The sequence below is a fragment of the Nevskia soli genome (genome assembly GCF_903970205.1).
GTDB lineage: Bacteria > Acidobacteriota > Terriglobia > Bryobacterales > Bryobacteraceae > Bog-113.
Window position 1 is genome coordinate 1 of record NZ_CAJCHS010000135.1, and the last position, 10125, is coordinate 10125.

Genomic DNA, 10125 nt, shown 5'->3' on the forward strand with positions numbered 1-10125 from the left:
GCAAAATACCACATACTGAGCCGCGACGGTGACGGAGCGGTTACAACCTGGGCATCCGCTTTCTCGCGGCAAAAGCATTCGAAAGGTTCTTTTCCGGAGCACCAGCTCCGTTACCGTCGCGGCTCAGTATGCTGACAGGTGTTTTCAGATCAACACGGATAAAACCATCTGTGTTTATCTGTGTCCATCTGTGGCTAATTGGTTTTTCGACATCAGTTTCCGTTGACAAACAGTTGAACATTGGCCTGGCTCCGGCTAGGTCCGATGGACACCACGATCTGGGGATTTGACGGAGCCGCGTCCGGTATCTTCAAGTTGATCTGATAAAGTCCCGACTCACCGGGTGTCGCTCCCGCGTAGTTTACCTGTGCCGGATCGACGGGCTCTCCATTCAAGGTGAGAACAAGCTGCTTGAAATTGGCCGCGATCATCGGAGCGGCGGCTACCGCGGGCATAAAATCCAGCGCGTCCGGAATCGTGCGGCCAAGACCGAGGCAGTAGATCACGATCCACTCGCCGGGCTGTGCCGGCGCCGACGACGTCAGAAGCGTGCCGTCCAGATGAGTGGCGATGGCATTCCCGTTGTTGTCCGCGAACAAGGTAGGCGCGGTAAGGTCGAGAGTAATCGGTACGTTCGGTCCGCTAAGTCCGTCGCGGCCGATGACCAGGTTGAGGGTGCCAGGGTTGAGATGATTGGGGATCAGCAAGTTGATCTGGGTCGGAGAGACGTAGTAAAGTCCGCACTGGCCGCCGTCGATGTAGACCGTTACGCCGCCTAGAGACAGCGGAAGTCCGCCGGCATAGAGCGTGCCGGCCGTGACCGCGGTCGTCCCGAACGAGAGGTTCGTCCCGAAGACCGTTGCGATGGTATTCGGTGCGAGTGCGCCGGGCAGATAGGATGCAGCGTTGACCACCGATGCCGAGGTGTAGGTCAATGCGGGCGGGTTTACGCTGCTCGCCCATGCGGCGCCCGCCGTTAATAGCGCGGAGAGAATTGGGGTGGAAGCGCGGTAACTGTTCACGCTAACTCATCGCCGGAATGCTTCGAAATTTCTATTCTCCTCTCGCAACTTGGAGGCGTATCCCGCGCGGCCGCGCGGCCGATGCGCGCTTTTCGAGATTCAGCGCTTTTCGGGAGATGGTGGTCAGCGGCAGCGTTTCCAGATCGTCGACCGTCGCGCTCTTGAGCCCGTCGGGGGTGACGTCTGGGGTGACGTCCGGGGTGACGTCGAGTTCGCCTCGATATACGGCTATCGTGAAGCGCGTATTCACAATGGAATGGCGGAAACTTCCGCAGAGCGACAGGACCACGCCGGGAACATCGGCCGGGTGAGGCAGTTCCCAGAAATCTGCCATCCGGCTTTCGCGGGCCGCACGTTGTTTGAGCAGCCAACCAGCGCCGCATCGAACGACCGCAACCTCTGCCTCGGCGCGGGCAACCGCAGGTTTCGGACGCTTCATGGGAAGCTCATCCTGCCGCCCGGTCTGCCGGGCCAGACAGTGCTTCGAGACCGGGCAGACGAGGCAATGCGGCGACCGCGGCAGACAGACGGTGGCGCCCAGTTCCATCATGGCCTGATTGAAATCGCCGGGCCGTTGCGGCGCGAGCAGGCGCTGATCGGCATCACGGAAGCGCGCCCGGGTCGATTCCGCGCCGATGTCGGAAGCATCCGCCGTAAGCCGCGCAAGCACGCGCAACACGTTTCCATCGACGGCGGCGTGAGGAAGATCGAGCGCGATGCTGCTCACCGCCGCCGCGGTATAGGCGCCGACTCCCGGCAGGGCGCGAACCTGCTCATAGGTTTCAGGATTTTGCGCCGTAATGGCCGCGGCTGCTTCCCGCAGATTGCGGGCTCGCGAGTAGTATCCAAGACCGCTCCACGCGGCGAGAACCTCCGTCTCGGGCGCCCGCGCCAGCGCGGCAGCGTCCGGAAAGCGAGCCATGAAGCGTTGGAAGTACGGAATCACGGTCTCGACGCGCGTCTGCTGCAGCATGAACTCCGATACGAGCACGGGCCAGAGAGCTTTCGACGCGCGCCAGGGAAGATCACGCGCATTCTGGTCATACCAGCGGAGCAGATCGCGCCGGAACGCGGCCGTGTCGCGAATCATTCTAATTTAGAAGCGCAAAGGGCGCGGTTTCGCGCTCCGTTTTGCGCGAGTTCCTCAAACGTATTAGTCGTCTTCGTCAGCCGGCAACACCGCAACGAATTCGCCCAGCACGCGGTAGCGATTTTCGAAGCTCTCCGGATCGAGTTCGAATGACGGAAACTCGGGGTTCAGCGGCTCCAGACGGATGGCGGCATGTTCCCATTCAGCATCCTCATCCCCATCAACCCCGGACTTCACGCGTTTCACGCTCGAGTACTTCTTGACGGTGAACCGCGCGCTGGTATCGGTCGCGCCCAATTCCTCGATCAGCAAACGCTTGCCCTGGCGGCTGCCGGCCGGTATGCGCCGGAAGACGGTGAGCGATCCGTCGGGAATCAGCGGCTCCATCGAGCGGCCCACCACGCGCACGGCGAACAGATCGGGCGAGGGACGCAGGCTCTTTACAACCCCCGGAGGCATGCGCACCCATTCGACGTCGGTCTCGGAAACCTCCATGTCCTCGCCGAACTTGGTGGCGGCTGCCCGCAGACCGTAGAACGGGAGGTGCGTTACAAAGGGCTTTACGCGCGAATCGATGTGCGCCTCGAATAAGCGATCCAGCAGGCGTCCCGGATTGCGCCCGTAAGCCATTTCGCGCTCGGAGATCCGCACGAACCCGCTGAGCGAGTCCTCCAGACTCGCCAGGAATTCCGCCGCGCCCACTGCGGCCGCACGAGCGTCGAAATCGGACTGGAGGAACGACGCGTATTCTTCGTCTTCCGGCGTCAGCCCGAGTTCGCCGATATCCTCACGGAATTTGAAACGCAGCGACTCGGAAAGCGGGTCGAACAACAAAACGCCGAACGGGATTTGGGGAGATTGCGGAGGCGCCAGCGACAGCACGAGGAATTCGGCTTTCGATCCCGCATTGATCGCTATGACGCCGGCCATAAGCTTAGTGTATGCCAGTTGGGGCCGATACTGGCCCGTGTTGGTACCGGGTTACCCTCCAACCGGGGCCGGATAGTAGCCCTTGCGGAAGCGGATCTTTACGTTGGGCAAATCGACGGCGACCTTGATGTTATGAAAGACCTTGTCGTTGGCGGCCGCTGTCGCATCGGGCGTGTAGCGCAGCACGTACTGGGTGGTGATCTCGCCGGCGATATCGGCGATCGCGTGATAAATCCCGCTCGAGATTTCACCGGCATATCCGCCGCCGCCCACGGTGAACACGTAGTTGCCGTCATCCGAAGGTTTGGACAGATAGCCCGAGACATCCTTGTAAAGGCTATTGAGCGGATACTCGACGCGTCCGCCGGTTTCTTCGCATAGCCGGCGTAGATTGTCGTCGCCTTCGGTCGCGAACCCGAATGCGATCGTGCTCATTCCATAAATCGTCACCAGATTGCGCTGCGCGATTTCGAGCACTTCGGCCAGCGAGTGCTTGCTGGCGGTATCGTGTCCATCGCCCAGCACGATCAGGATGCGCCGCGGTTCGAAAGGCTCGCCGTTCACTACCTTTCGGTTTAGGCACGAGGCATAAACCGCATCGAACAACGCCGATCCGCCGCCCGGTTTCATCTTGCTGATCTTGTCCAGCATCTTTTCCGGATCGCTCGAGGTGTCGACTTCCAGCTGCGCGACGTTGCCGTAGGTGATCAGGTATCCGGCATATTTTTTGTCTCCCGGAAGCAGATTCTGGACCATGTCCGAAAGCGCTTCCCGGTATTTGTCCCAGTGGATCTTCATGCCGTTCGACATATCGACCAGAAAGCCCACAACCACGGGCTGATTCCGGTCGCGCGAGAAGTAGCTGATGTTCTGCGGCTGGCCTTCGTCGGTGATATGGAAGTCGTTCTTTTCGAGATCGGTGACGAACCGGCCTTTCTCGTCGGTTACCGTAACCGGAACGATGACTTCGTTCACGCGCACGCGGATGGGTGGAGATTCCTGCGCGCCCGCTTCATTTATCAGCAACGAAAACGGGAAAATCAAGGCAAGACCGGCAGCAAGAACGCGACGAAGCATGGGCGTGTTCTTTCAGTGTAGCGGCTTTTCAGGAACCCGCGCAAAACGGAGCGCGCCCCGCGCCGCCAGGGGTTGTTCTGAAAACACCTCCCAGCATTCTGAGCCGCGACGGTAACGGAGCTGGTGCTCCGGAAAGAACCTTTCGAATGCTTTGCCGCGAGAAGGCGGGATGCCCATGGGCAACCGCTCCGTCACCGTCGCGGCTCAGAATGCGGTATTTGCATCGACTCAAAAGCGCAAAGGGCGCGATCCCGCGCCGCCAAACCTTAAAGGAACTCGTGAAAGCTTGGCGGCGCGGGGCGCGCTCCGTTTTGCGCGAGTTCCTTAGAAGACCATATGTGGTTCACGAGTCCCTTTACGGTTCGGCGGCGCGGGGTCGCGCCCTTGCGCGCGCTTTCCTTGACCCTCTGTTACGCTGAAACCTTCAGTGAACTCGCCGCTCCAGTTTCATCTGGAACAGTACGATGGGCCGCTCGACCTGCTCCTCGATCTGATCCGGAGCCAGAAAATCGATATCCGCGACATCCCCATCGCGCACATTACCGCCCAATACCTTGCGTATCTGGACGCCGCGCGCGAGCGCGATATCGATCTCGATGCGGAGTTCATCTTCATGGCCGCGACCTTGATCCACATCAAGTCGCGCATGCTGCTGCCCACCGATCCCGCGCTGCAAGAGCCGGGTGAGGCCGGCGAAGATCCGCGCGAAGCGCTGGTCCAGCAGCTGCTGGAGCACGAACGTTATAAGAACGCGGCCCAGATGCTCCGCCAAAAGCGGCTCATCGAAGAGAATGTCTGGTCCAATCCCCGCATTCAGGAATTCGTCGCGGCGGATGACGATCCGGGCCTCGATGTCAATCTCTACGACCTGATTAAGGCGTTCGGAGAGGTGCTGGACCGCGTCAAAGCGCGCCCGGTTTATGAGGTGACGGCCGAAGAGGTCAGCATCAGCGACATGCTGCTGCATTTGCGGTCGCTGCTGGAACACACGCGCCAGGATAAGCCTCTGTTTATCCTTCAGGTACTGGAGCGGCAGCGCTCGCGCCGGGCCATGATTTGCCTCTTTTTGGCCGTACTGGAGCTGGTCAAACGGCAGGCCGTCGAAATCGCTCAAAAGGAGTTGTTCGGCGAGATTGCCCTGCTGCGAAGCCCAACGTTTGAAGAGGCGTTTCGCGCGGACGCGGCAGCGCCGATCGAAGAAGAATATAAGTGACTACGGAAGAAATGGAAAACGATCCAGCTGCGCGCGAGCCCGAGTCGGGGTACGATCCGGACTCCGAGCCCGCGCTCGTCGCAGCTACCGCGGCGGATGACGGATTGGAACCGAGTGTTGTGCTCGCGGAGCAAGCCTCCGCGGAAAACGCGCCTGCCCAACCGGTTCAGGAGGAGTTGCTGCCCGAAGCCGGCGAGCCGGCAGAGCCGGTAGTCGACCGGACCGACGCGCAACTGCGCGCCATCCTCGAAGCCATCATCTACATCACGGACGAACCGCTGACCGCCGAACAGATGGCCGTTGCGCTCGGCGAGCCGCGCGACCGCATCAAGGCTCTGCTCGGGGAACTCACCGAAGAATTTGCGCGGCCCGAGCGCGGTCTCTCCATCCAGGAAATCGCGGGCGGCTACAAGATGGCTACCAAGGCGGAGCATCACGAAGCCGTTCGCGCCTTCGTGCGCAATCTGAAGCCGCCTCTGAAGCTTTCCCTGCCGGCGCTCGAGACCTTGGCCGTCATCGCCTACAAGCAGCCCATCACCGCGCCGGAGATCATGGATATTCGCGGCGTGCAGGGCGCCGGTGTTCTCAAAACGCTTCTGGACCGCAAGCTGATCGCCGCCGCGGGTCGCAAGAACGTGATCGGCAAACCGATCCTCTACAAGACCACGCGCGAGTTTCTGGTCCAATTCGGTTTGAAGGATGTCGGCGAGTTGCCGTCGCTCAAGGAGTTCGAGGAACTCGGCCGTTTCGCGATTTCCGACGTTGACGAACCGTCCCTCGAGCGCCCGCCCGCGGCGCCGGACGAACCCCAACCCGAAGCCCAGCCCGAAGCCCAGCCCGAAGCCCAGCCGGAACAGGCCTGACCGTGGCGCTCGAACGCTTACAAAAGATCATTTCGACGGCCGGCGTGGCATCCCGCCGCAAAGCCGAAGAATTCATCCTTGCCGGGCAGGTGACGGTCAACGGCGCGGTGGTAACCGAACTTGGCACCAAAGCCGACCTCGATACGGATCACATCAAAGTAAACGGCAAGCTGCTCCACGCGCCGAAGCAGAAGGTGTACATCGCGCTGTACAAGCCCATCAACACGGTAACTACGCTGAGCGATCCGCAGGGCCGCCCCACCGTGACGGAACTGCTGCGCGGCGTCAAGGAACGGGTGTATCCGGTGGGCCGCCTCGACTACCACAGCGAAGGCCTGCTGCTATTCACCAACGACGGCGACTTCGCCAACAAGATGACGGCCAAAGAGTCGCACGTTCCCAAGACTTACTTGGTAAAGGTGAACGGGCGGCTGGCGCACGAGCAGGAGGAAGATTTCCGCCACGGCATCTACGTGGAAGGGCAGCGCACGGCGGCGGCCGGGCTCAAACTGATTCGGGCGGCCGACAATCCCTGGTACGAAGTCCGCCTGTTTGAGGGCCGCAAGAATCAGATTCGGATGATGTTCAGGCACTTCGGATTCCTGGTGGAGAAGCTGAAGCGCGTGCGGATCGGCGGGCTGACGCTGGGATCGCTGAAGCCCGGCGAGTTCCGCTATCTGCTGCCGGAGGAAGTGCAGCGGCTGGAGCGCACGCCGCGGCGGCCGAAAGCGAGTGTCGATGGGCGTGATGTCGATGGGCGTGATGTCGATGGACGTGATGTCGATGAACGTGGATAGCATTCTACGCGAGGCCAAGACAATCGCCGTGGTCGGGCTGTCGAGCAGCCGCATGCGGGTGAGCTACAGCGTTTCCGAGTATATGCAGCAGGCCGGATATCGAATCATTCCGGTGAATCCGAATGAGACGGAAGTGCTCGGCGAGAAAGCCTATGCCACGCTCGACGACGTTCCGGAGCCCGTGGACATCGTCGACATCTTCCGGCGTCCCGAGTTTGTGCCGGAAGTCGTCGAGGCCGCGATTCGAAAGGGCGCGCGCGTGATCTGGATGCAGGAAGGCGTGGTCCACGAAGAGGCTGCCGAACGCGCCCGGGCGGCCGGCCTGACCGTGGTCATGGACCGTTGCATTTTGAAAGAGCACGGCCGGCTGCGCCGGTCAAGACCGGCATAAATGGATCGCGATCTGGCTGTCATCACGGGAGCTTCCGCGGGCATGGGCGTGGAATTTGCGCGTCAGATTGCGGCCCGGGGTTACGACCTGTTACTCGTGGCGCGCCGAGGCGACCGGTTGCAGCAGGTCGCCGATACAATCACATCCATCCATAATGTGCGCTGCGACATCCTCGCTTGCGATCTTGCGGACGAGAGCGGCGTCGCTCAGCTGGATGGACGTTTGCGCGCCGCCGATAACCTGGGGCTGCTGGTGAACAACGCCGGTTTCGGAACGCTCGGGTACTTCTGGAAGAACTCGCTCGAGAGCCAGGAGAAAATGCACCGGCTGCACGTGATGGCGGCCATGCGTCTGTGCCATGCGGCGCTCCAATCGATGGTGAAACGCGATCAAGGCGCGATCATCAACGTCTCTTCGGTGGCGGGTTTCGTCACCGGCCCGGGATCGATCAGTTACTCAGCCACGAAGACCTGGATGAATCGCTTCACCGAAGGGCTTTCGCTGGAGCTGGAACTCGCGAAGTCGCACGTGAAAGTGCAGGCGCTTTGCCCCGGTTATACCCGAACCGAATTTCACCAGGCGCTGGAGATGGACGCGAGCAAGATACCGGGGTGGATGTGGCTCTCGGCCGAGCGCGTTGTGCGTGAATCGCTCGACGCTTTGAAGACCGGGAAACTGTTCGTGATCCCAGGCAGGCGCTATCGAGCGATGCTGCGCGCCTACTTGCTGCTGCCCGCGCGGGCGCGGCGCAGCATAGGCATTCGCGGAGCGTCCCGACGGCAGCGGAAGAGCTAGCGGGAGCGAAGCCGCCGTAGCCGCGCTCGCACTCCTTCGCGGCGCGCTGCCGCAAGCAGCCAGGTTTTCAGAAACAGACCCGCGTCCGCCGCGCGCCCGGTACGCAAGATCGAACGACTACGCGCTCGCAAACTGGTATGTCGTGTCATCGCCATCTCTCCACGCATTCCTGTAAGCCGTTCCTTTAAACCAGCGCCGCGCTGGAGTGAATGCCGGCCGATTGCAGCGCCTTGCCCATTTTTTCGAGCGCGACCTTGTGGATTTGCGAGACGCGGCTCTCATTGATCCCCAGCACCGTGCCGATCTCTTTCATCGTCATCTCGCGCGAATAGTAAAGGGCGACGACTTTGCGGTAGCGGACCGGCAGCGTCTGCATGGCCTGCTCGAGCGCGGAACCCATGGCGCGGCGTTGATAAACGCGATCCGGTTGCAGCTCCGGCGTCGCGGGAAATTCGGGCGCGGGTTTGTCTTCCCCGTCGTGCTGCACCGACGAACTGGAGATCAGGCCCATCATCCTCAGCTCGAGCGCCATCTGCCTCCAGCGCTCGACATTGACGCCCATCTTCTCCGCGATTTCGGCTTCGGAAGGAGTGCGCGACAGATCGACCGATAGGTCGCGTGTGATCCGTTCGACCTGTTTATGACGGCGGCGCAAATCGCGTGAGGCCCAATCGAGCTGGCGTAAGCTATCCAGGATCGCGCCCCGGATGCGATGCTTCGCGAAACTCTTGAACGCGACATCCTGGCGTCCGTCGTATCGCTCCGCCGCATCGAATAACCCGAGCACTCCGGCGTGGATCATATCGTCGAGATCGATGTGAACCGGAAGCGTCTCGTGAACACGAATGGCGATCGCCCGCACCAATGACAGGTGCTCCAGAACCGTGGCGTCGCGCTGCTCCCTCGAGACACGTCCAAGCGGGGAGACACTTCCAGCCGCTTTTTTGTCTGTACTTTTCTTGGTTTCGGCGATCGGACACAGTTCGGCTGCTGGCATTGTCAGTTCCTCGTTGGGCTTGTTTTAGGTGCTCCGAAAGACTTCCGGAATACCTTGAGGAATGCATGAGTCGGACCACATCGCCGGCGCAAACGGCAGCGAGACTAAGTGCCTTACTTCCGCTTAGTTAGAGTACTTACTCCATGGTTCGGTTGGGCTATGAGAAGTCGGGTGAATCTCGGTTCGAAACGCGGAAATATCCCGATCTGAATCGGACGTTTCGGAACGGCATGCAAGCCGCAGTTACCAGCCGGCTTTGTGCGCGGCCCAGGTCTTAATTGCAAGCCCGCCGAGCAGAATCCAGACAAAGAGCCGGATCTTGCCGTCCAACGCGAACCCGGCTATGAGCGCCAGAGCGGTATAAGCGATCAGCGCGACTTTGAAGTTACCGTACATGTTGTTTTCGGCGGAGCATTGGAGCATCGAGCAAGGGGACGCATTCGTATTGGGAGGCTCGTTGACGCGAACGGCCGCGAGCCGCTGGCCTCAAGGTCTTGAATCCGGAAGCCTCAGGACAATCGCGTCGAGGTCCAATAAGTGGATTCGGGAGTTCGGCCTCTGCCCCGGCTGTCTTCCGGCGACGAGTACCTTTCCCAGTCCAACCGACATTGCACCCTTCCGGTTTCTGAAGACACCGGGTTGAAGAACCCCGTTCCTTAAAAAAACCCGATGCGCCCGCATCAAGACAGCACTTTCGTCCGGAATATCTTCCGCAGGCCAGGTTATCTCATCAGACATGCGGCAACGCTGTCAGGAAACTTCCGAGGATCAAAGCTGCCTCTCGTCTTTTGTTCGTTGCGGTCGTCCCAATAAAACGTCGCGAATCTCTCCCCGTCCGTGGGTACGTTGACGAGCAGTCTCCAAGATGGTCTATCCCAGTAAAGATCAATACTGCCATGGGGACCAAGCCCAATTGTGGGGGTCGGCTGCAGGATGGCAAACGACCGCCA

11 protein-coding genes are annotated in these 10125 nt (G+C 60.7%); 5 read left to right on the forward strand and 6 right to left on the reverse strand.

Annotation, left to right across the window (positions count from 1 at the left end):
* Positions 1 to 212: 212 nt before the first annotated feature.
* From H1Y01_RS06270 to H1Y01_RS06285, 4 genes are all read right to left on the reverse strand, one after another.
* Positions 213 to 1022, reverse strand: a complete 810-nt coding sequence (locus H1Y01_RS06270; RefSeq protein WP_180539569.1) for an IPT/TIG domain-containing protein — start codon at positions 1020 to 1022, stop codon at positions 213 to 215.
* A gap of 31 nt (positions 1023 to 1053) precedes the next feature.
* The gene (locus tag H1Y01_RS06275) at positions 1054 to 2112 is read right to left on the reverse strand and encodes an A/G-specific adenine glycosylase (protein WP_180539570.1); all 1059 of its coding nucleotides are present in this window, start codon (positions 2110 to 2112) and stop codon (positions 1054 to 1056) included.
* A 63-nt stretch (positions 2113 to 2175) separates the two neighbouring features.
* On the reverse strand, positions 2176 to 3042 hold the full coding sequence (locus H1Y01_RS06280; RefSeq protein ID WP_180539572.1) for a S24 family peptidase: 867 nt from the start codon (positions 3040 to 3042) through the stop codon (positions 2176 to 2178).
* A 51-nt stretch (positions 3043 to 3093) separates the two neighbouring features.
* Positions 3094 to 4119, reverse strand: a complete 1026-nt coding sequence (locus tag H1Y01_RS06285; protein WP_180539574.1) for a VWA domain-containing protein — start codon at positions 4117 to 4119, stop codon at positions 3094 to 3096.
* Between the two features lie 427 nt (positions 4120 to 4546).
* On the opposite strand from H1Y01_RS06285, the gene H1Y01_RS06290 reads away from it, so the two are divergent.
* Genes H1Y01_RS06290 through H1Y01_RS06310 form a run of 5 tightly spaced genes read left to right on the forward strand, consistent with a single transcriptional unit; the run spans position 4547 to position 8178 of the window.
* Positions 4547 to 5332, forward strand: coding sequence for a segregation and condensation protein A (locus H1Y01_RS06290; protein WP_219341323.1), 786 nt, complete (start codon positions 4547 to 4549; stop codon positions 5330 to 5332).
* A complete protein-coding gene (gene scpB / locus H1Y01_RS06295; protein ID WP_219341324.1) occupies positions 5329 to 6195 on the forward strand; it encodes an SMC-Scp complex subunit ScpB in 867 nt (288 codons plus the stop codon). The genes H1Y01_RS06290 and scpB overlap by 4 nt, the downstream gene beginning before the upstream one ends.
* Before the next feature lie 2 nt (positions 6196 to 6197).
* On the forward strand, positions 6198 to 6992 hold the full coding sequence (locus H1Y01_RS06300; protein ID WP_180539577.1) for a pseudouridine synthase: 795 nt from the start codon (positions 6198 to 6200) through the stop codon (positions 6990 to 6992).
* Positions 6979 to 7383 carry a CoA-binding protein gene (locus H1Y01_RS06305; protein WP_180539587.1) on the forward strand — a complete coding sequence of 135 codons (405 nt, stop codon included), beginning with the start codon at positions 6979 to 6981 and terminating at the stop codon, positions 7381 to 7383. Before H1Y01_RS06300 ends, H1Y01_RS06305 begins: the two co-directional genes overlap by 14 nt.
* A complete protein-coding gene (locus tag H1Y01_RS06310; RefSeq protein ID WP_180539579.1) occupies positions 7384 to 8178 on the forward strand; it encodes an SDR family NAD(P)-dependent oxidoreductase in 795 nt (264 codons plus the stop codon).
* A 184-nt stretch (positions 8179 to 8362) separates the two neighbouring features.
* On the opposite strand, the gene H1Y01_RS06315 is transcribed toward H1Y01_RS06310, so the two are convergent.
* Positions 8363 to 9175: a FliA/WhiG family RNA polymerase sigma factor gene (locus H1Y01_RS06315; RefSeq protein WP_180539581.1), complete on the reverse strand. Its 813-nt coding sequence runs from the start codon at positions 9173 to 9175 to the stop codon at positions 8363 to 8365.
* Between the two features lie 243 nt (positions 9176 to 9418).
* On the reverse strand, positions 9419 to 9598 hold the full coding sequence (locus tag H1Y01_RS06320) for a hypothetical protein (RefSeq protein WP_180539583.1): 180 nt from the start codon (positions 9596 to 9598) through the stop codon (positions 9419 to 9421).
* Positions 9599 to 10125: the final 527 nt, after the last annotated feature.

Bases quoted from the DNA above. Each gene is read 5' to 3' on its own strand.
- H1Y01_RS06275 (WP_180539570.1), bottom strand. From the start codon at position 2,112: ATGATTCGCGACACGGCCGCGTTCCGGCGCGATCTGCTCCGCTGGTAT.
- H1Y01_RS06315 (WP_180539581.1), bottom strand. From the start codon at position 9,175: ATGCCAGCAGCCGAACTGTGTCCGATCGCCGAAACCAAGAAAAGTACA.
- H1Y01_RS06320 (WP_180539583.1), bottom strand. From the start codon at position 9,598: ATGCTCCAATGCTCCGCCGAAAACAACATGTACGGTAACTTCAAAGTC.
- H1Y01_RS06280 (WP_180539572.1), bottom strand. From the start codon at position 3,042: ATGGCCGGCGTCATAGCGATCAATGCGGGATCGAAAGCCGAATTCCTC.
- H1Y01_RS06285 (WP_180539574.1), bottom strand. From the start codon at position 4,119: ATGCTTCGTCGCGTTCTTGCTGCCGGTCTTGCCTTGATTTTCCCGTTT.
- H1Y01_RS06310 (WP_180539579.1), top strand. From the start codon at position 7,384: ATGGATCGCGATCTGGCTGTCATCACGGGAGCTTCCGCGGGCATGGGC.
- H1Y01_RS06305 (WP_180539587.1), top strand. From the start codon at position 6,979: ATGAACGTGGATAGCATTCTACGCGAGGCCAAGACAATCGCCGTGGTC.